This window comes from Roseovarius sp. BRH_c41 (assembly GCF_000961715.1).
Taxonomy (GTDB): Bacteria; Pseudomonadota; Alphaproteobacteria; order Rhodobacterales; family Rhodobacteraceae; genus Roseovarius.
Window position 1 is genome coordinate 1 of the sequence record NZ_LADY01000055.1, and the last position, 21,997, is coordinate 21,997.

Genomic DNA, 21,997 nt, shown 5'->3' on the forward strand with positions numbered 1-21,997 from the left:
AAGCCGCATGTGAACATCGGCACGATTGGTCACGTTGACCACGGCAAGACGACGTTGACGGCGGCGATCACCAAGTATTTTGGCGAATTCCGGGCCTATGACCAGATTGACGGTGCGCCTGAAGAAAAGGCGCGCGGGATCACGATCTCGACCGCGCATGTGGAATACGAGACCGAGGCGCGTCACTACGCCCATGTCGACTGCCCCGGCCACGCCGACTATGTGAAGAACATGATCACCGGTGCCGCGCAGATGGACGGCGCGATCCTGGTTGTGAACGCCGCTGACGGCCCGATGCCGCAGACCCGCGAGCACATCCTGCTCGGTCGTCAGGTCGGCATCCCCTTCATGGTCGTCTACATGAACAAGGTCGATCAGGTCGATGACGAAGAGCTGCTGGAACTGGTGGAAATGGAGATCCGCGAGCTTCTGACCTCTTACGACTATCCGGGCGACGATATTCCGATCGTGCGCGGCTCGGCGCTGCATGCGATGAACGGCACCCAGCCGGAAATCGGCGAGAATTCGATCCGCGCGCTGATGGCGGCTGTGGATGAGTATATCCCGACGCCTGCACGCGCTGTTGATCAGCCGTTCCTGATGCCGATCGAAGACGTGTTCTCGATTTCGGGCCGTGGCACGGTTGTGACTGGCCGGATCGAGCGTGGCGTGATCAACGTCGGCGACAGCATCGAGATCGTGGGGATCAAGGACACCAAGACGACGACCTGTACCGGCGTCGAGATGTTCCGCAAGCTCCTGGATCGTGGGGAAGCGGGCGACAACGTCGGCGTTCTGCTGCGCGGTATCGACCGTGAGGGCGTTGAGCGTGGTCAGGTTCTGTGCAAGCCGAAATCGGTTCTGCCGCACACCAAGTTCGAGGCCGAGGCCTATATCCTGACCAAGGAAGAGGGTGGCCGTCACACGCCGTTCTTTGCCAACTACCGTCCGCAGTTCTACTTCCGTACCACGGATGTGACCGGCACGGTGATGCTGCCCGAAGGCACCGAAATGGTGATGCCCGGCGACAACCTGAAGTTCACGGTTGAACTGATCGCGCCGATCGCCATGGAAGACGGCCTGCGTTTCGCCATCCGCGAAGGCGGCCGCACCGTCGGCGCCGGCGTCGTGTCGAAGATCATCGAGTAACGTCTGATCCGCTCTCAGCTTTAAGGGGCGTGCGGGTCACTGCACGCCCCTTTTGCATTCTGGAGTCGGATATGAAACGCATTTTCAAGTATTTCGAGACGCGGATTGAGGCCTATCCCGCGTCTCCGCCGAGTCAGCCCCCGTCGCGGTTCTGGCCGTTTCTGTGGCATTACGCACGTCCCGTGGCCCCGTGGCTCATCGCCATGTCGGTGGCGTCGGCGGTCTTTGCCGCCGTCGAGATTATTTTGCTGGGATACCTTGGCACGCTGGTCAACCGCATGGCGGAACTGGGCCCAGAACGGTTTCTAGGCGAGGAGGCCACGCGGCTTGGCGGGATGGGTATTCTCTTGCTCGTTGTCCTGCCGTTGCTCAGCGTGATTGGCGCATTGATCATGTATCAGGCCTTGATGGGCAACTTTCCACAGCGCATCCGTTGGCAAGGGCATCGTTGGCTCTTGGGTCAGTCGATGGGCTATTTTCAGGAAGAGTTCGCCGGGCGCATCGCCACGCGGCTGATGCAGACTGCGCTTGCGGTGCGCGAGACGGTGATGAAGCTGATGGACGTGGCGGTCTATATTCTTGCCTATTTCATCGGCACGCTGGTTCTGGCGGGAACGCAGGATATTCGGCTGGCCGCGCCCTTTGCCATATGGGCGCTGTGTTATGGCGCGCTCTTGGGCCTTATCGTGCCCCGGTTGGGACATGTGGCGCAGGAGCAGGCGCATGCGCGCGCTGACATGACGGGGCGGATTGTGGACAGCTACACCAATATTGCCACGGTCAAGCTCTTTAGCCATGCCGCGCGTGAAGAGGCCTATGCCCGCGCCGGGCTGGACGGATTCCTGCAAACCGTCCACCGGCAAATGCGGCTTGTGGCGGTGCAGGACATGTCGGTCAACTTGCTCAACGCGCTTCTGACCGGGGCGGTGACGGGGTTGGGGCTCTGGCTTTGGGTGCAGGGACGCATTGATCTTGGGGCCTTGGCAGTCGCGATTCCGCTCGCCTTGCGGCTTGGGAATATGTCGCATTGGATCATGTGGGAGTTTGCCGCGCTCTTTGAGAATATCGGCACGGCGCGAGATGGTCTGGCTACCCTTGCCCTGCCACGCACGGTGCAAGACGCGCCGGATGCAAAGCCGTTGGTGGTGAGCCGGGGTGATATTCGGTTCGAAGCGGTCCGGTTTGTATATGATCGTTCTGGCATGCAGAAAGCGCCGGTGATCGACGGGCTCGATCTCACGCTCGCACCGGGCGAGAAGGTTGGGCTGGTCGGGCGTTCGGGGGCGGGGAAATCGACCCTCATCAACCTCTTGCTCCGGTTTCATGACGTGAGTTCGGGGCGTATCCTGATCGACGGGCAGGATGTGTCGGCCGTCACGCAGGACAGTCTGCGCGCGGCCATCGGGGTGGTGACACAGGATACCGCCCTTCTGCATCGCTCGGTACGCGAGAATATCGCCTATGGCCGTCCTGACTCCACCGAAACCGAGGTCATGGCCGCTGCTGAATTGGCGGAGGCGCGTGTGTTCATTGCCGGGTTGGAGGATACCAAGGGGCGGCAGGGGCTGGCGGCGCATGTCGGCGAAAGGGGTGTCAAGCTCTCGGGGGGGCAGCGTCAGCGGATCGCCATCGCGCGTGCTGCGCTCAAGGATGCACCCATCCTCGTGCTCGATGAGGCGACATCAGCGCTGGACTCTGAGGTGGAAGCGGCGATTCAGGCGCAGCTTTACCGGCTGATGCAGGGCAAGACCGTCATCGCGATCGCGCACCGCCTTTCGACGATTGCGGCGATGGATCGGTTGGTGGTGATGGACGAGGGGCGGATTGTCGAGCAAGGCACGCATGCGGCCCTGTTGTCGCAGGGGGGGCTATACGCGCGTCTCTGGGCGCGGCAATCGGGTGGTTTCCTGATGGATTGAGCGAAAGGGGCGTTATGGGTCACTCTGTCGCGCCTGCGTCAACACGCGGAGGTTTGGTTTCAAACGCAGCATGGGTGCAGGCGGTGACGTCCAGTGGTGCGGATTTTCAATAGAAATCAAGCGCTCTGGTGTATGCTGCATCTGCGAAAACGGATTGCATGCCGTTGTATTCCTTTAAGCCATTGAAATATTGACTTTATTTTCACGTCTGGCAGGCTGTACCGGCGGCGCGGGCAGGTGACTGCTGCGCGCTCTCGGCGGCACCTGTTCAGGAGGGCACGGCATGGGCGGTATACTCAAGGGAATGCGGGTGGTCGAAGGTTCGGCCTTTGTCGCGGTGCCATTGGCGGGGATGACGCTGGCACAAATGGGGGCTGAGGTGATCCGCTTTGATCGGATCGGCGGCGGGCTGGATGCAGGCCGCTGGCCGTTGGCCCCCTCGGGCCAGAGCCTCTTTTGGGCGGGGTTGAACAAGGGCAAGAAATCCATCGCCGTGGACATGAGCCGACCGGAGGGGCGAGAGTTGGTGACGCGGATCGTCACCGCTCCGGGCGAGGATGCGGGCCTCTTTCTGACCAACCTGCGGGTGCGCGGCTGGATGGATTACGAGACGCTCAAACAGCACCGCGCGGATCTGGTCATGGTCACGCTGATGGGGGATCGGCATGGCCGACCAGCGGTGGATTACACGGTCAACCCGTCGCTGGGGATCCCCGAGATGACCGGGCCGGTGGGCTGGCCCGAACCCGTGGCGCATGCGCTGCCCGCTTGGGATATCGCGGCGGGGCATTTGGTGGTGTCCTCGCTCTTGGCGGCAGAGCGCGAGCGTCTGCGACGGGGCCGGGGGCAGGAGGTAGAGCTGTCGCTCAAGGATGTGGCGGCGGCCACGATCGGGCATCTTGGGCTGATCGGGGACGCCGTGGTCAATGACAAAGAGCGTCGCAAGTCGGGCAATGCGCTCTATGGGGCCTATGGGCAGGATTTCCTCTGCGCCTGCGGGCGGCGGGTGATGGTGATTGGGCTCACCCATCGGCAATGGCGCGGGCTGGTCAAGGCCACGGACACCGAAGCGGCGATGGCCGCGCTCGCCGCGCGGAGCGGGCGCGATCTGAACGATGAGGGCAATCGTTGGCATCTGCGGCGCGAGATCACGGCTATTCTGCGGCCATGGTTCGCGGCGCGGGAATTGAGCAGCTTTGCCGAGTCATTTGATGCACCTGGCCTGACATGGTCGGTGTTTCGCACCGTGCGCGAGGCTCTGGCCGAGGATTCGGACCTGAGCGAGGACAATCCGATGTTCAAGCTCTTGATGCAGCCGGGGCTTGGTCGTTTCCCGGTGCCGGGGCATCCAGCGCGTTTTTCGGCCCATGAGCGCGTGGCGGCGCAACCCGCGCCGCAGCTTGGCGCACAGACCGAAGAGGTTTTGGGCGAAGTGGCCGGACTCAGCGATACGGAGATCGCTTGCCTCTTTGACACAGGGATCGTGCAAAGCCCACGCTACGGGGCCCGTCCAGCGGCCTGAACAGGAAATTGTGGATTTCCCACCGAATTCAGGCCGATGACGCTTGATTCCCGATCCAAGCTGGCGTAATCCGGCGCTCGGCCTTAGGGGTATAGCTCAGCTGGTAGAGCGACGGTCTCCAAAACCGTAGGTCGCGGGTTCGAACCCTGCTGCCCCTGCCAAACCTCCAGAACCTTGGATCTGTATTGGCGATTTGGGAGTAGAATCGCGCGCCGTCTGGTTCGGCTGTGATTTGGCTCATCTGGCGCAGTCGAAGCAGAATTTGGTTCGTTAAGTCTGTTTGGCGGTCTGCGCAGCTAAAGGACGAAACGAATACAGCTAAAATGCGGTTAAATTTGGACCTGCCGCCTTTTGGCCGCTAGCACGCCATTTTTCCGCCGCAATTGCGCCGCATGCTGACCACTTATCGGCTTCGAGGTCCGGGGGGACTGAAGCCGATCTGCGTGGGGGCGCGGAAGAAACAGGGGAATAGCTGCTATGGAAACGCATTTACCGCGGGTTCAAGACCCGAAGATGTATTTTTCACATCACAACACTGAATTTGAGGGACGGGCACCGCGAGATGCCGCTTCGACGGAACAAGCTGTTGAAAATGCCATTACGACAATTCGTGAGATATTGACCGAAGAGCGCCGCAAGACGCGCCGCAATGCGCTCCCGGAACTGGCGCCGCATGTGCCGGTTGAGTATCTTGAACCGGTCAAGGCAAAGGCAACCGCTCGTCGCGTCCGTCTTTTGTCGCGGATCAAGTCGCTGCGCCCCAGATCGTTGGAGGCCAAGCCACACCAGGTCGGATGGCTCGCAGCCTTCGCGTTGGTTTGGTGGCAACCGTTGCCGGTGCTGATCGCCATGTTTATCGGATTCGTACTGGTCTTCCTAGGCTACGCCATTTTCGGGCCCGAGCGAATGACCCAGGTGCGGTCACGGCTGCTGCGGTGGCTTCCTCGTGATTTCGCTTTTCGTCCTACCATGCCCGAACTCAAGCTGCGTCGCGAACCGCAACCGGATATCTTTGAAGATCTTCCCGATCCGTTTGATCGGATCGCGTATAAGTCGCGCTGATGCAATGGGCAGGGGGTGACAGCCTTCTGCCCTTGAACTTGCGGGCCAGCCCGCGTATGTCGCGCTGAGCAATGATATCAGAGAAGACAGCGCAGATGGCACGCACGAATCCGCTTCAATTCATTCAGCAGGTCCGCTCGGAAGTGGCCAAGGTCGTGTGGCCTACCCGCCGTGAGGTGGTGCTGACTACGGTCATGGTGTTCATCATGGCGACGATTACGGCGATCTTCTTTGCGTTGGTCGATCTTGGGATCCGCAGTGGTCTCCAAGGGGTGCTGAGCCTGTTTGGCTGAACCGGCGAAAATCTTGCTCAGGCTCTTGAATTCGCAGGCAATCAGGGGTAGTTGACCCCACACTCTGAAACATGGCGCGCGGCGATTCGTGTTGCGCGCCGATTTTTGTTTTCGGTGGTGCAGGCCCAAGGGTCTGAAAGAATACGGAAATCCGGTCTTGGTATCGGTAAGAATAAAGGCGTAGGGCGACGATGGCAAAGCGGTGGTACTCGGTCAGTGTTCTCTCGAATTTTGAGAAGAAGATTGCCGAGCAGATCAGACAATCTGTCGTCGAGAACGGCCTTGAGGATGAAATCGATGAGGTTCTGGTCCCCACCGAAGAGGTGATCGAAATCCGTCGTGGCAAAAAGGTAACGGCCGAGCGTCGGTTTATGCCCGGTTATGTGCTCGTGCATATGGAAATGTCGGATCGTGGCTATCACCTGATCAGCTCGATCAACCGTGTGACGGGATTTCTGGGGCCGCAGGGCCGCCCGATGCCGATGCGCGATGCGGAAGTGAACGCGATTCTCAACCGTGTGCAGGAGGGTGAAGAGAGCCCGCGCACCCTGATCCACTTTGAGATTGGCGAGAAGGTCAAGGTCAACGACGGTCCGTTCGAAGACTTTGATGGCATGGTCGAGGAAGTTGATGAGGATAATCAGCGCCTCAAGGTATCAGTGTCGATCTTTGGTCGGGAAACCCCGGTCGAGCTGGAATTCACTCAGGTCACGAAGCAGATGTGATCCGGGTTGCCCGGTCGCGCCTGAGGGCGAGCCGGGCAGGAGCCGTGGGAGGCGAGGTGGCCGCGGCCACCGGACCGCACCACACAACAAGAGAGCCAGAGGGGGGCGCCCCAATGGTGTTGGACCAAAAGGAGAGGCCATATGGCCAAGAAACTTATCGGGACGCTCAAGCTTCAGGTGAAAGCCGGGCAAGCCAACCCCAGCCCGCCCGTCGGCCCTGCTTTGGGTCAGCGCGGCATCAACATCATGGAATTCTGCAAGGCGTTCAACGCCAAGACTGCAGATCTTGAACCGGGTGCCCCGTGCCCGACCGTGATTTCCTATTATCAGGACAAGTCCTTTGAATTGGCAATCAAGACGCCGCCGGCGTCTTATTACCTGAAGAAGGCTGCCAAGCTTCAGTCCGGGTCCAAGACCCCCGGTCGTGCCACTGCTGGCAATGTGACCATCGCGCAGGTGCGTGAGATCGCAGAAGCCAAGTGGAAAGACCTGAACGCGAACGATATCGACGCCGCCATGCAGATCATTCTGGGCAGCGCGCGTTCCATGGGCATCGAGGTGAAATAAGATGGCAAAGCTTGGAAAACGGACCCGCGCCCTGCGTGAAACTTTTGAGGGCAAGGACAATCTCAGCGTTGAAGATGCGATTTCGCTGATCAAGGGCTGTGCGACTGCGAAATTCGATGAAACTGTCGAGATTTCGATGAACCTCGGGGTTGACCCGCGTCACGCGGATCAGATGGTCCGTGGTGTCGTCGGCCTGCCCAATGGCACCGGTAAGACCGTGCGCGTCGCCGTTTTTGCGCGTGGCGCAAAGGCTGACGAAGCGCTGGCCGCCGGAGCCGATATCGTCGGTGCCGAAGATCTGATGGAAACCGTGCAGAGCGGCAAAATCGAGTTTGATCGCTGCATTGCGACACCGGACATGATGCCCGTCGTGGGCCGTTTGGGCAAGGTTCTTGGCCCACGTAACCTGATGCCCAACCCCAAGGTCGGAACAGTGACCATGGATGTGGCGCAGGCGGTCAAGGATGCCAAGGGCGGTCAGGTTCAGTTCAAGGCTGAAAAAGCCGGTGTCGTTCACGCTGGTATTGGCAAGGCGTCGTTTGACGCGGTCAAACTGGTGGAGAATGTGCGCGCCTTTGTGTCTGCCGTTCAACGTGCCCGACCGACCGGTGCCAAAGGCACATATGTCAAGAAGATTTCGCTTTCGTCCACCATGGGCGCAGGGATCACCGTCGACATCAATAGCGCTGTCGTCGAATAAGAATTTGCGTCCGGATCTCTTGATCCGGGGGCGAACGGCAGGGCTGCACGTTAGCCCTGTCCTGTCCGAGACGGAGGGTTCAGGCATTTGCCTGAATAAATCCTTCCTGAGATGGGGAACGAGATGAGATTTCCAGCCGGGGCATTTGCTCTCGGGTGATCTTGGCCTCGGGACCCGTGTTTTGGACCCGAACGCCGATCCTTCGGGAGAGGCAAAAACTGAGCCGGGGGGAGACCCCCAAATTTGGAGTGAAACTGTGGATAGAGCCCAGAAAGAGAAAGTGGTCGAGGAACTCGGCCAGATCTTTGAAAGCTCTGGCGTTGTAGTGGTCGCCCACTACGCGGGTCTTACAGTTGCCGAAATGCAGGATCTGCGTGCCCGCGCCCGTGCGGCAGAGGCATCAGTTCGTGTAGCCAAGAACAAGCTCGCCAAGATCGCCCTTGAGGGCAAGCCGTGCGCAAGCATTGCAAACTACCTCACGGGCATGACCGTGCTTACCTATTCCGAAGACCCTGTGGCAGCTGCCAAAGTGTCTGAGGACTTTGCCAAGGTGAACAAAAAGTTCGAAATCCTTGGTGGGGCCATGGGTGGTACGGCTCTGAACCGGGCCGGTGTTGAAGCCGTGTCGAAAATGCCTTCGCGTGACGAGCTTATTGCTTCGATCGTGGGCTGTATCGGCGCACCTGCTTCGAACATCGCCGGTGCGATTGGCGCACCTGCTTCGAATATCGCTGGCATCCTTTCGACGATCATCGAAAAGGCCGAGGCCGCGTAAGGCAAACTGTAATCACCGCGTAGGGGTTTACTTCCCGACGTTGGAACACATCTAGAGAACGGAAAGAGTCAAAAAATGGCTGATCTGAAGAAACTGGCAGAAGAGATCGTTGGTCTGACGCTTCTCGAAGCACAAGAACTGAAAACCATCCTCAAGGACGAGTATGGCATTGAGCCCGCAGCCGGTGGCGCGGTCATGATGGCTGGCCCGGCGGGCGATGCAGGCGGATCGGATGCTGAAGAGCAAACCGAATTCGACGTCATCCTGAAGTCGGCTGGTGCATCCAAGATCAACGTGATCAAGGAAGTGCGCGCCATTACCGGTCTGGGCCTGAAAGAAGCCAAAGACCTGGTCGATGCCGGCGGCAAAGCTGTCAAAGAGCAAGTGTCCAAGGACGAAGCAGACGACATCAAAGCCAAGCTCGAAGCAGCTGGCGCAGAAGTCGAAATCAAGTAATCCGTGCCGGGGCAACCCGGACAGGATTTTGCGGCTGGATCCGGGGTTTCCCGGTTCCGGCCAAACCTGTCTCAGAGAGACCCTGCAACAGTCGGGGGTTTTCTAAGGCGAGGTTTATACGATCGGGAGGCCGTCATTGGGACGATGGCCATGAATGGATCAAACCCAGCCGTCTCGGATGGACGCGGTGCTGAGCCCCAACAGCACGCGCGACCGGTGAGAAATGAAAGGTGACATCGACCATGGCTCAAAGCTATCTTGGCCAGAAACGTTTGCGCAAATATTATGGCAAAATCCGCGAAGTGTTGGAGATGCCGAACCTCATCGAGGTGCAGAAATCCTCGTATGACCTGTTCCTGAAATCCGGTGATAAGCCCCAACCGCAGGACGGTGAGGGGATCAAAGGCGTGTTCCAATCAGTCTTTCCGATCAAGGATTTCAACGAGACCAGCGTGCTGGAATTCGTCAGCTACGAGCTTGAAAAGCCGAAGTACGACGTTGAGGAATGCATGCAGCGCGACATGACCTATGCCGCGCCTCTCAAGGTCAAGCTGCGTCTGATCGTGTTTGATATTGACGAGGATACCGGCGCGAAATCTGTCAAAGACATCAAGGAGCAAGACGTGTTCATGGGCGACATGCCCCTGATGACACCGAATGGCACCTTTGTCGTGAACGGCACAGAGCGGGTGATCGTATCCCAGATGCACCGCAGCCCCGGCGTGTTCTTTGACCACGACAAGGGCAAGACCCACTCTTCGGGCAAACTGCTCTTTACCTGCCGGATCATTCCCTATCGCGGCTCTTGGCTCGATTTCGAATTCGACGCCAAGGATATTGTGTTCGCGCGGATCGACCGCCGTCGCAAACTGCCGGTGACGACGCTGCTCTACTCGCTTGGTCTGGATCAAGAAGGCATCATGAATGCCTATTATGATACGGTCGATTTCAAGCTGAAAAAGAAGAAGGGTTGGGTCACCAAATTCTTCCCTGAGCGGGTTCGTGGCACCCGTCCGACCTATGATCTGATCGACGCCAAGACCGGCGAAGTGATTTTCGAAGCGAGCAAGAAAATCACCCCGCGTGCCGTCAAGCAGTTGATTGATGAGGGCACGGTTTCGGAATTGCTGGTTCCGTTCGAGCATATTGTCGGCAAATTCGTGGCGCGTGACATCATCGACGAGGAAACCGGCGCGATCTATGTCGAGGCGGGTGACGAGCTGACGCTGGAATATGACAAGGCTGGCGAGATTTCTGGCGGTACGCTGCAGGATCTTCTGGATGCCGGGATCACCGACATTCCGGTGCTGGATATTGATGGTATCAACGTGGGTGCCTATATCCGCAACACCATGGCAGCGGACAAGAACATGAACCGCGAAAGCGCGCTCATGGACATCTACCGCGTCATGCGCCCGGGCGAGCCCCCCACCGAAGAGGCGTCGGCGGCTCTGTTCGACACGCTGTTCTTTGACTCGGAGCGTTATGATCTCTCGGCCGTTGGCCGGGTCAAGATGAACATGCGTCTGAACCTCAACAAACCTGACACGCAGCGCACGTTGGACCGCGACGATATCGTGGCCTGCATCAAGGCTCTGGTTGAGCTGCGCGATGGCAAGGGTGACATTGATGACATCGATCACCTCGGCAATCGCCGGGTGCGTTCGGTTGGCGAATTGATGGAGAACCAGTATCGTGTGGGTCTGTTGCGGATGGAACGCGCGATCAAAGAGCGCATGTCCTCGGTCGAGATCGACACGGTGATGCCGCAGGATCTGATCAACGCCAAGCCAGCCGCTGCCGCTGTGCGTGAATTCTTTGGCTCCTCGCAGCTGTCGCAGTTCATGGACCAGACCAACCCGCTGTCGGAAGTCACCCACAAGCGCCGTCTTTCGGCGCTCGGGCCGGGCGGTCTGACACGCGAGCGCGCGGGCTTTGAGGTGCGCGACGTGCACCCGACCCACTACGGTCGCATGTGCCCGATTGAGACGCCGGAAGGGCCGAACATCGGTCTGATCAACAGCCTCGCCACTTTTGCGCGGGTTAACAAGTATGGCTTTATCGAAACACCCTACCGCAAGGTGATCGACGGTCAGGTGACGGACGAAGTGCAATATATGTCCGCCACCGAGGAAATGCGTCACACCGTGGCACAGGCCAACGCCAACCTCGACGAGGGTGGACGGTTCGTCAACGATCTGGTCTCGACCCGTCAGTCGGGCGAATACATGCTCGCGCCGCGCGAGAGCGTGGACCTGATCGACGTTAGTCCCAAGCAGCTTGTGTCGGTTGCGGCCTCGCTCATTCCCTTTCTTGAGAATGACGACGCGAACCGTGCATTGATGGGGTCGAACATGCAGCGTCAGGCGGTGCCGACGCTGCGCGCCGAGGCTCCGCTTGTGGGAACCGGGATCGAGGGCGTCGTGGCCCGCGACTCGGGTGCTGCGATTATGGCCAAACGTGCCGGTGTGATCGACCAAGTCGATGCGCAGCGGATCGTGGTTCGCGCCACAGAGGATCTTCAGATTGGGGATCCAGGCGTCGATATCTACCGCATGCGCAAGTTCCAGCGCTCGAACCAGAATAGCTGCATCAATCAGCAACCGCTGGTCAAAGTGGGTGATACCGTGCTCAAGGGCGAGGTCATCGCCGATGGTCCCTGTACCGATATGGGCGAACTGGCGCTTGGCAAGAACGTGATCACGGCCTTCATGCCGTGGAACGGCTATAACTACGAAGACTCGATCCTGATCTCCGAGCGCATCGTACGCGATGACGTCTTTACCTCGATCCATATCGAGGAATTCGAAGTTGCCGCCCGCGATACCAAGCTGGGGCCGGAAGAGATCACGCGCGATATCCCGAACGTCGGTGAGGAAGCTCTGCGCAACCTCGACGAGGCGGGCATCGTTTACATCGGCGCAGACGTCGAGCCGGGCGATATCCTTGTGGGCAAGATCACCCCCAAGGGCGAAAGCCCGATGACGCCGGAGGAAAAGCTCCTCCGCGCCATCTTTGGCGAGAAGGCCAGCGACGTGCGCGACACCTCGTTGCGCGTCAAGCCGGGTGACTATGGCACGGTGGTCGAAGTGCGTGTGTTCAACCGCCATGGTGTGGAAAAGGACGAGCGCGCGCTTCAGATCGAGCGGGAAGAGGTCGAGCGTCTGGCGCGCGACCGTGACGACGAGTTGGCGATCTTGGATCGCAACATCTACGCTCGTCTGCGCACTCTCATCCTCGGCAAGATGGCCGTTAAAGGGCCCAAGGGCGTCAAGGCCAACTCTGACATCACCGAAGAGTTGCTCTCGACCCTGACCAAAGGCCAATGGTGGCAGCTTGCCCTCAAGGACGAGGCCGACGCCAAGATCGTCGAAGCGCTGCATGATCAGTACGAGGCGCAGAAGCGCACGCTGGATGCACGGTTCGAGGATAAGGTCGAGAAGGTGCGCCGTGGCGACGATCTGCCGCCGGGCGTCATGAAGATGGTCAAGGTCTTTATCGCGGTCAAGCGCAAGCTCCAGCCGGGTGACAAGATGGCGGGTCGTCACGGCAACAAGGGTGTGGTCTCCAAGGTGATCCCGATCGAGGACATGCCATTCCTCGCGGACGGCACGCCGGTCGATATCTGTCTCAATCCTTTGGGCGTGCCGTCGCGTATGAACGTGGGGCAAATCCTCGAGACGCATATGGGCTGGGCTGCACGCTCTCTTGGTCTCAAGATCGACGAAGCGCTGCAGGAATATCGCCGTTCTGGCGATCTGACTCCTGTGCGTGAGGCGATGCGCATTGCGTATGGCGATGATGTCTATGCCGAAGGGATCGAGGGCATGGATGAGACCACGCTGGTCGAGTCTGCCAGCACCGTCACCAACGGTGTGCCGATTGCCACCCCGGTGTTTGACGGGGCGAAAGAGGCCGATGTCAACGACGCGCTGCGGCGTGCCGGGTTTGACACGAGCGGTCAGTCGGTGCTCTTTGACGGGCGCTCGGGCGAACAATTCTCGCGTCCTGTGACAGTGGGCATCAAGTATCTGCTCAAACTGCATCACCTTGTCGATGACAAGATCCACGCGCGCTCGACCGGGCCGTACAGCCTTGTCACGCAGCAGCCTCTGGGCGGTAAAGCCCAGTTCGGCGGCCAGCGGTTCGGGGAAATGGAGGTCTGGGCACTTGAGGCCTATGGTGCCGCCTACACCCTGCAAGAGATGCTGACGGTCAAGTCGGATGACGTGGCGGGCCGGACTAAGGTCTATGAGAGCATCGTCAAAGGCGAGGACAATTTCGAGGCCGGTATCCCGGAATCGTTCAACGTGCTCGTCAAAGAGGTCCGAGGCCTTGGCCTCAACATGGAACTCCTGGATGCGGAGGAAGATGAGTAAGCGCCGCGCACCGGACCCTTTCACAGGGTCCGGTCCGTTTTCTCGTCAAGAGAACGGCGTTTCACCGCCTTCCACCGCCAGTCTTTAAGGATTTGAAAATGAACCAGGAACTGACAAACAACCCGTTCAACCCTGTGGCCCCGGCCAAGGTGTTCGACGAAATCAAGGTCAGCCTTGCCAGCCCCGAGCGTATCCTCAGCTGGTCCTATGGCGAGATCAAGAAGCCAGAAACCATCAACTATCGCACGTTCAAGCCCGAGCGTGACGGTCTGTTCTGTGCGCGGATCTTTGGCCCGATCAAGGATTACGAATGCCTCTGCGGCAAATACAAGCGCATGAAGTATCGCGGCGTTGTCTGCGAGAAATGCGGTGTCGAGGTGACGCTGCAAAAGGTCCGGCGCGAGCGTATGGGCCATATCGAATTGGCCGCACCCTGCGCCCATATCTGGTTCCTGAAATCGCTGCCCTCGCGCATCGGTCTCATGCTGGATATGACGCTGCGCGATCTGGAGCGTGTGCTCTATTTCGAGAACTACGTCGTCATCGAACCCGGTCTGACCGATCTGACCTATGGCCAGATGCTGACCGAAGAAGAGTTCATGGATGCGCAGGATGCCTATGGCATGGACGCCTTTACCGCCAATATCGGCGCTGAAGCGATCCGCGAGATGCTCCAGAACATCGACCTTGAGAATGAGGCGGAGCAACTGCGCGCCGATCTCAAGGAAGCCACCGGCGAGCTGAAGCCCAAGAAGATCATCAAGCGCCTCAAGGTGGTTGAGTCCTTTATCGAATCCGGCAACCGCCCGGAATGGATGGTAATGACGGTGATTCCGGTCATTCCGCCAGAACTGCGCCCGCTGGTGCCGCTGGACGGGGGCCGTTTTGCCACCTCGGATCTCAACGACCTCTATCGTCGCGTCATCAACCGCAACAACCGTCTCAAGCGGCTGATCGAGCTGCGCGCGCCCGATATCATCGTGCGTAACGAAAAGCGGATGTTGCAGGAATCGGTCGACGCGCTGTTTGACAACGGTCGTCGTGGCCGGGTCATCACCGGGGCCAACAAGCGTCCGCTGAAATCGCTCTCGGACATGCTCAAGGGCAAGCAGGGCCGCTTCCGCCAGAACCTTTTGGGCAAGCGGGTCGACTTCTCGGGTCGTTCGGTCATTGTGACCGGTCCGGAGCTCAAACTGCATCAGTGCGGTCTACCCAAGAAGATGGCGCTCGAGCTGTTCAAGCCGTTCATCTACTCGCGGCTTGAGGCTAAGGGCCTCTCTTCGACGGTCAAACAGGCCAAGAAACTGGTAGAGAAAGAGCGTCCCGAGGTTTGGGACATTCTGGATGAGGTCATCCGCGAACATCCCGTGATGCTCAACCGGGCACCGACCTTGCACCGCTTGGGCATTCAGGCGTTCGAGCCGGTGCTGATCGAGGGCAAGGCGATCCAGCTGCATCCGCTGGTCTGTTCGGCCTTCAACGCCGACTTTGACGGCGACCAGATGGCCGTACACGTTCCGCTGAGCCTTGAGGCCCAGTTGGAAGCGCGTGTGTTGATGATGTCCACCAACAACGTCCTGTCGCCCGCCAACGGCGCGCCGATCATCGTTCCGTCGCAGGACATGATCCTTGGCCTCTATTACGTCACGCTGCAGCGGGACGGTATGAAGGGTGAAGACATGGTGTTCTCGTCCTTGGGCGAGGTGCAGCATGCGCTCGACGCAGGCGAAGTCCATCTGCATGCCAAGGTCACCGTCCGGGTTCCTCAGATCGACGAGCATGGCAACGAGGTCATGGTGCGGGTCGTCACCACACCGGGCCGCGCCCGTCTGGGCGCTCTTCTGCCGCAGAACGCCAAGGCACCTTTCAGTCTGGTCAACCGTCTCCTGCGCAAGAAGGAAGTGCAGCAGGTGATCGACACGGTCTATCGCTATTGCGGTCAGAAAGAGAGCGTCATTTTCTGCGACCAGATCATGACCCTCGGCTTCCGTGAGGCGTTCAAGGCCGGGATTTCCTTTGGCAAGGACGACATGGTCATTCCCGACAGCAAGTGGCCCATCGTCGAAGAAACGCGCGGTCAGGTCAAAGGCTTTGAACAGCAGTACATGGACGGCCTGATCACCCAAGGTGAGAAGTACAACAAGGTCGTTGATGCCTGGTCAAAGTGTAATGATCAGGTCACCGAAGCGATGATGACGACCATCTCGGCGGAAGTGCGCGACGAGAATGGTGCCGTGCGCGAACCCAACAGCGTCTACATGATGGCGCATTCGGGCGCGCGGGGCTCGGTCACGCAGATGAAACAGCTGGGCGGCATGCGCGGCCTGATGGCCAAGCCGAACGGCGACATCATCGAGACGCCGATCATCTCGAACTTCAAGGAAGGTCTGACCGTTCTTGAATACTTCAACTCGACCCACGGCGCCCGCAAGGGTCTGTCGGATACCGCTCTGAAAACCGCGAACTCGGGGTATCTGACCCGGCGTCTCGTGGATGTGGCGCAGGATTGCATCGTACGCGAGCATGATTGCGGCACCGAGCGTGCGGTCACGGTCGAGGCTGCGGTGAATGATGGTGAAGTCGTCGCATCGCTGGCAGAGCGTTGTCTTGGTCGCGTCGCGGCCGAGGATATCGTTGATCCGATCAGCGATGCAGTGTTGATCGCGCGTGGCCAGTTGATTGACGAGCGTATGGCGGATTCGCTGGAAGAAGCGGCTGTGCAGACTGTGCGTCTGCGTTCGCCGCTGACCTGTGAGGCCGAAGATGGCGTCTGCGCGATGTGCTATGGTCGCGATCTTGCGCGCGGCACCATGGTCAACATCGGCGAAGCGGTCGGTATCATCGCCGCCCAGTCGATTGGTGAGCCAGGCACTCAGCTCACGATGCGGACCTTCCACATCGGTGGCGTGGCGCAGGGTGGGCAGCAGTCCTTCCTCGAGGCGAGCCAAGAGGGCACGGTCACCTATGATCAGCCGCAGACTCTGGAGAATTCCAACGGAGAGACCCTTGTCATGGGCCGGAACATGAAGCTCCGGATCATTGGCGACAAGGGGGTTGAACTGGCCAGCCACAAGGTCGGCTATGGCACCAAGCTCTTCGTCAAGGAGGGGGGCAAGGTTACGCGCGGGCAGAAACTGTTCGAGTGGGATCCCTACACCTTGCCAATCCTGGCCGAGAAATCGGGTACTGCAAAGTTTGTGGACCTGACCTCGGGTGTTTCGGTCAAGGACGTGACCGACGATGCCACCGGCATGACCCAGAAGATCGTGACCGACTGGCGTGCGGCACCGCGCGGCAACGAGCTCAAGCCTGAGGTCTTCATCGTGGGCGAGGACGGCGAGCCGATGCGCAACGATGCGGGCAATCCGGTGACCTACCCGATGTCGGTGGACGCGATTCTGTCGATCGAAGAAGGTCAGCAGGTGCAAGCCGGTGACGTGATCGCGCGCATCCCGCGCGAGGGTGGCAAGACCAAGGACATCACCGGTGGTCTGCCGCGTGTGGCCGAACTCTTTGAGGCGCGCCGCCCCAAGGATCACGCCATCATCGCGGAAATCGACGGGTATGTCCGCTATGGGCGCGACTACAAGAACAAGCGCCGTATCACGATCGAACCCACCGACGAGAGCCTCGAACCTGTGGAATACATGGTGCCGAAGGGCAAGCATATCCCTGTGCAGGAAGGCGATTACGTCCAGAAGGGCGATTATATCATGGACGGCAATCCGGCGCCGCATGACATTCTCGCCATCATGGGCGTCGAAGCGCTTGCCAACTACATGATCGACGAGGTGCAGGAGGTCTACCGCCTGCAGGGCGTGAAGATCAACGACAAGCACATTGAAGTCATCGTGCGTCAGATGCTCCAGAAGTGGGAAATTCAGGACTCGGGCGATACCACGTTGCTCAAGGGTGAGCATGTCGACAAGATCGAGTTCGACGAAGCCAACGCCAAGGCTGAGGCCAAGGGCGGACGTCCGGCAACGGGCGAGCCGATCCTCTTGGGTATCACCAAAGCGTCGTTGCAGACTCGCTCGTTCATCTCGGCGGCGTCTTTCCAGGAAACCACCCGCGTGCTCACCGAAGCCTCTGTTCAGGGCAAGCGTGACAAGCTGGTCGGTCTCAAGGAGAACGTCATCGTTGGTCGTCTGATCCCGGCGGGTACGGGCGGAGCGACGCAGGATATGCGCCGCATCGCTCTGGCTCGCGACAGCATCGTGATCGAGGCCCGTCAGGAAGAGGCGGCAGCCGCCGCTGCTCTGGCCGCGCCCGTGATCGAGAATGACGTGGTTGGTGGGGACGAGTTCGACAATCTCGTCGAGACCCCCGAAAGCCGCGATCAATAAGGATCGCAGATAAGATGAGGAAAAGCCCGGCCTTTTGGCCGGGCTTTTTCGTGGTGAGGTCCGGTTTCAGGGAATGAAAACAGGACGAACTCCCTTCAAGATTTCGCTGCCTGCGTGGTTGAAACGCGCAACTCGGCAAGCGGAATATGGCAGCGGATCACATGCCCATCTCCAGCCTCTTGCGCAGGCGGTGTGTCGGTCTCGCAAAGCGTTCCGCGTTTGACCGGACAACGTCGCTGGAATGGACAGCCGCGGGCGGGCGGCGAGAGGTCTGCGAAATCCTCTGCCAAGAGGGTTGGCGTGTGATCGGGATCAGGCTCCAGCACCGCGCCCAATAGCGCCTCTGTATAGGGATGTGAGGGAGGTGCATAGACTGCCGCTGCGGGTCCAATTTCGCAGAGCCGTCCCTGATAGAGGACGGCGACCCGGTCTGACAATGCGCGCACGACCGTCAAGTCATGGCTGACAAAGATGAAAGCGGTGCCATGCAATCCTTTAAGATCGTTGAGCAATTCCAGAACTGCCGCTTGCACGGAGACGTCGAGCGCGGATGTGATCTCGTCGCACAGGACGATTTCCGGCCCGGCGGCAAAGGCGCGTGCCACAGCCACGCGCTGTTTCTCACCACCGGAAAGCTGCCCCGGTCGGCGGTCGAGATAATGTGACCCCAACCGAACTGTGTCGAGCAACTCGGTAGCACGGTCCCGCAGGGCGCGCTCTCTGAGTCCAAAATAGAGGCGTAGAGGTTGGGCGAGTATCTCGACTACTGACTGGCGTGGGTTGAGACTGTCGTCCGGGTTCTGGAAGATCATCTGGATGCGGCGTAGGTGATCCGGGCGGCGCTGTTCAACGGTCGGGCTGAGGTTTGTGCCATCGCCGAGAGTGATGCGCCCCTTGGCAGGAGGCAGCAGGCCCGCGATTGCCTTGAGAATAGTGGATTTCCCGCTTCCGGATTCCCCGACAAGCCCCAAAGTCTCGCCGCGTGTCAGGTCCAGAGTGATGCCATCGACGGTGGAAGGGGGGCGCGGCGCGCCTCTGAGTGCGGCCAGGATACCGGGTTGGTCATAGCGGACTGCCACCTCGTCAAGTCGCAGCGCAGATGGGCTATCGGCCGCGCAACAGCTGAGCACTGCTCCAACGCCGCCTAGATCAAGCTCCGCCACCTGCATCGGGTAAAGACAGCGGGTCATCTGTCGGGCCATGCCCGCGATCATTGGTGGGTGCGTAGTGGTGCAATCCTTGGTCGCCATTCCGCAACGCGGCGCAAAGGCACATCCGTCACGGGGGCTGTCTGGACCCGGCGGTCGCCCTTCAAGAGCGCGGGGCAGGGTGCGGTCGCCCAGCCGTGGGATTGACGCCAAAAGTCCGCGCGCATAGGGGTGACCGGGATGTCTGAGCACCTCGCGCGTGGGCCCCGACAGGACGGTTTCCCCGGCATAAAGCACCTGCACCCGGTCGCAGACCCGCGCGATAACCCCAAGGTCGTGGCTGACATAGACCATGGCCATGTTGCGTGAAGCAGCTAATTCTCTCAGCAATTCAAGGATATGTGCCTGTGTGGTGACGTCGAGGCCCGTGGTGGGCTCATCCAGCATTAGCGCATCTGGCTCACCGGCGAGGGCCATGGCTATGGCCACGCGCTGTTGCTGACCGCCAGATAATTCATGCGGATAGCGGTGCAGAATTGCTTTGGGGTCTGGCAGCCGGACTTGAGTCAACAGATCAATGGCGCGCTCGGCATGAGAACTTGTCGGCATGGAGCAGTGCAGCCGCAATGCCTCGTGAATCTGTTGCCCGATGCGTAGGGTCGGGGTCAAGGCTTGGCCTGAGTTTTGAGGAATGAGGCCAAGCTGACCGCCCCGAATCTTGGACAAGTCGTGAGATGTACGAGCGAACATATCCGCCCCGTCATAGATCACCTCACCTGAAATTTTCTGCAGCCCGTGTTTGAGATAGCCCATGGCTGCAAGGGCCAAAGTGCTTTTGCCCGAGCCGCTTTCGCCGACGATGCCAATACTTTCGCCGCGGCAAACGGTCAGATCGACGTCATGTAAGACCGGAAGGAGCGCCCCGGAGCGGCCCCGGAACCCGATACAAAGTTTGCGAATGTCGATCAGGGGGGGGCTGGCCATGTCACACCACCGCCTTGCGGCTCTGATCGAGGCCAAGAGTTTTCGCAAGAGCGTCTGCGGTCAGGTTGATGCCAATGATCAGGCTGGAGAGGGCCACAACTGGTGCGATTACGCCCCACGGGGCCAACGACATATAGACTCGCGCGTCCGAAACCATCAGCCCCCAGTCGGGGCGTGGAGGGGCGACCCCAAAGCCGAGAAACGACAGGGCGGAGAAGCCCAGGAGCATCCAAGACCACCGCATCGCGCCTTCAACCAGCAGAGCATCGGCCACATTGGGCAAAAGTTCGCGGCGCACGATGTCTAAACGTCGATGTCCACGCGCGCGGGCGGCAGAAATGAAATCGCGGGCCACCACCTCATGCGCGGCGGCGCGGGCGACGCGGATCACGGGTATTCCAAAGAAAAACGCCAATGTAGGCATTAAGACCTCGCCGCCGCTGCCAAAAACGGTGATGAGCACCAAGAGGGGCAAGATGCCGGGCAGGGCGAGGAAGGCATCGACGAGGCGCATGGCGACCTCGTCTGTCCAGCCACCGCGCAGGCCGAGGTAGACGCCCAGAAGACCGCCCCAGATCATGGCGATCGGGGTGGCGATGCCGGTGACCAAGAGAGCCTCGCGACCGCCCAAGAGCATGCGGGTCAGAACATCGCGGCCGAGATGATCTGTGCCCAGCCAATGCTCGGAGGAGGGGCCAGAAAGGGTCTGAAGCGCGTTCATCTCTTTGTAATCAAAGGGAACTATCCAAGGGCTGATGCACGCTAATAGAAGGTGACAGACGACCAGCGTCAGCCCGATTGCCCCGGACGGGCGCGCAATCATGTTGCGCAAGATGGCGGCAGTTCGGGTCATCCCTGCCTCATGCGGTGGCTGCGCAGGCGGGGGTTGAGGGCGAGGCTGAGGATGTCGGCGATGAGGTTGATGGCGACGTAGGTCGCGGCTACGATCATGGTGATTGCCTGCACGACAGGCAGGTCGCGGCCCGAAATGGCATCCACCAACAACCGGCCAAGCCCCGGATAATTAAAGACAACTTCGACTACGACCACCCCACCCAAGAGCCAAGCAACGGTCAGGGCGATGATGTTGATGGCGGGCAGGAGGGCGTTGGGAAGGGCATGACGAAAGACGATTTGCCAGTAGGGAACGCCTTTGAGGGTGGCCATTTGAACATAGTCGCTGGCCATGGCGTCGATCACCGACGAGCGCACCATGCGCATGATATGGGCCACCATGAGCATCGTCAAAACCACCGCCGCGAGGATGAATTCAGGAAAGAATTCAAGGGGTTGCGCGTCAGCAGGGGTCAGGACAATAGCCGGAACCCATCCCAGCCAGATGGCGAAGATCAGGATCAAAAGGGTGGCGGCGACGAATTCGGGGATGGTCATTGCAAAGATCGCACCGGTGGAAAAAAGCAGGTCTATCCACGTGTCACGGCGCAGCCCGGCGACCGTTCCAAGAAAAATAGACAAGGGAATTCCGACACTTAGCGCCCCTGTGGCCAAGAGAAAGGAGTTGCGAACGCGGTAGCCGACGAGGTCGGTGATGCTATCCTTACCATTGGCGGACAGACCGAAGTCACCCTGTAGGGCGGAGCCGGCCCAAGACAGGTAGCGGCTGAGGGCGGGACTGTTTAACCCCATGATTTCACGGCATTTTTCCAGAGCTTCGCCGTGGGCGTCGCGTTCGAGAATGGCGGTGCAGGCGTCGCCGGGCAAGGCCTCGACGCCGAGAAAGATGATCACCGAGACGAGCCAAACTGTGACAAGTCCAAGCGCCAACCGCTTGAAAATCATAGAAAACATCTGTCCTGTTCCCCTGAAACAGGTCACGGTCCCCTGCCTGTGCCTGAGCGCAGCCTAGACCAGCGCCTGTGCCTGCGTCGAGTGTTTCTTGGGCTTGGGCGGTGTACATCCTGTGCCTTTTGTACACGGGTTATGTACACAGGATCGGATGGGCTGGAATTTC

The 21,997-nt window shown here is 59.7% G+C and carries 15 protein-coding genes and 1 tRNA gene; 13 read left to right on the top strand and 3 right to left on the bottom strand.

The features are described from left to right. The 13 genes from tuf to rpoC all read left to right on the top strand — a co-directional run. Positions 1-1,149 (top strand): elongation factor Tu (gene tuf / locus VR71_RS16300; RefSeq protein ID WP_296430182.1); only part of this gene is annotated, 1,149 nt, incomplete at its 5' end. A gap of 71 nt (positions 1,150-1,220) precedes the next feature. Next, a complete protein-coding gene (locus VR71_RS16305; protein ID WP_045685787.1) occupies positions 1,221-3,068 on the top strand; it encodes an ABC transporter ATP-binding protein in 1,848 nt (615 codons plus the stop codon). A 283-nt stretch (positions 3,069-3,351) separates the two neighbouring features. Beyond that, positions 3,352-4,590 (top strand): CoA transferase, encoded by a 1,239-nt coding sequence (locus VR71_RS16310; RefSeq protein ID WP_045685788.1) that lies wholly within the window; start codon positions 3,352-3,354, stop codon positions 4,588-4,590. An 85-nt stretch (positions 4,591-4,675) separates the two neighbouring features. After that, positions 4,676-4,751: transfer RNA gene (locus tag VR71_RS16315), tRNA-Trp, on the top strand. Between the two features lie 316 nt (positions 4,752-5,067). Beyond that, positions 5,068-5,652, top strand: a complete 585-nt coding sequence (locus VR71_RS16320) for a hypothetical protein (protein ID WP_296430500.1) — start codon at positions 5,068-5,070, stop codon at positions 5,650-5,652. 95 nt (positions 5,653-5,747) lie between these two features. Then, positions 5,748-5,945, top strand: a complete 198-nt coding sequence (gene secE, locus VR71_RS16325) for a preprotein translocase subunit SecE (protein ID WP_040651443.1) — start codon at positions 5,748-5,750, stop codon at positions 5,943-5,945. A 191-nt stretch (positions 5,946-6,136) separates the two neighbouring features. Next, positions 6,137-6,670 (top strand): transcription termination/antitermination protein NusG, encoded by a 534-nt coding sequence (nusG, locus tag VR71_RS16330; protein ID WP_009818148.1) that lies wholly within the window; start codon positions 6,137-6,139, stop codon positions 6,668-6,670. A 141-nt stretch (positions 6,671-6,811) separates the two neighbouring features. Next, the gene (gene rplK, locus VR71_RS16335; protein WP_009818149.1) at positions 6,812-7,237 is read left to right on the top strand and encodes a 50S ribosomal protein L11; all 426 of its coding nucleotides are present in this window, start codon (positions 6,812-6,814) and stop codon (positions 7,235-7,237) included. Between the two features lies 1 nt (position 7,238). Further along, on the top strand, positions 7,239-7,937 hold the full coding sequence (rplA, locus tag VR71_RS16340) for a 50S ribosomal protein L1 (protein ID WP_045685790.1): 699 nt from the start codon (positions 7,239-7,241) through the stop codon (positions 7,935-7,937). A gap of 256 nt (positions 7,938-8,193) precedes the next feature. Next, positions 8,194-8,712 carry a 50S ribosomal protein L10 gene (gene rplJ / locus VR71_RS16345; protein WP_040651445.1) on the top strand — a complete coding sequence of 173 codons (519 nt, stop codon included), beginning with the start codon at positions 8,194-8,196 and terminating at the stop codon, positions 8,710-8,712. 75 nt (positions 8,713-8,787) lie between these two features. Further along, the gene (gene rplL, locus VR71_RS16350; protein ID WP_009818152.1) at positions 8,788-9,168 is read left to right on the top strand and encodes a 50S ribosomal protein L7/L12; all 381 of its coding nucleotides are present in this window, start codon (positions 8,788-8,790) and stop codon (positions 9,166-9,168) included. Positions 9,169-9,410: 242 nt separating this feature from the next. Beyond that, positions 9,411-13,547 carry a DNA-directed RNA polymerase subunit beta gene (gene rpoB / locus VR71_RS16355; RefSeq protein WP_045685791.1) on the top strand — a complete coding sequence of 1,379 codons (4,137 nt, stop codon included), beginning with the start codon at positions 9,411-9,413 and terminating at the stop codon, positions 13,545-13,547. 98 nt (positions 13,548-13,645) lie between these two features. Then, a complete protein-coding gene (gene rpoC, locus VR71_RS16360; protein WP_045685792.1) occupies positions 13,646-17,893 on the top strand; it encodes a DNA-directed RNA polymerase subunit beta' in 4,248 nt (1,415 codons plus the stop codon). 95 nt (positions 17,894-17,988) lie between these two features. Here rpoC and VR71_RS16365 read toward each other — a convergent pair whose 3' ends face one another. Genes VR71_RS16365 through VR71_RS16375 form a run of 3 tightly spaced genes read right to left on the bottom strand, consistent with a single transcriptional unit; the run spans position 17,989 to position 21,834 of the window. Beyond that, positions 17,989-20,025: an ABC transporter ATP-binding protein gene (locus VR71_RS16365; RefSeq protein ID WP_045685793.1), complete on the bottom strand. Its 2,037-nt coding sequence runs from the start codon at positions 20,023-20,025 to the stop codon at positions 17,989-17,991. 1 nt (position 20,026) lies between these two features. Beyond that, complete coding sequence (locus VR71_RS16370) at positions 20,027-20,878, bottom strand: ABC transporter permease (protein ID WP_045685794.1); 852 nt, start codon at positions 20,876-20,878, stop codon at positions 20,027-20,029. After that, a complete protein-coding gene (locus VR71_RS16375) occupies positions 20,875-21,834 on the bottom strand; it encodes an ABC transporter permease (protein ID WP_045685795.1) in 960 nt (319 codons plus the stop codon). Before VR71_RS16375 ends, VR71_RS16370 begins: the two co-directional genes overlap by 4 nt. Positions 21,835-21,997 lie beyond the last annotated feature (163 nt).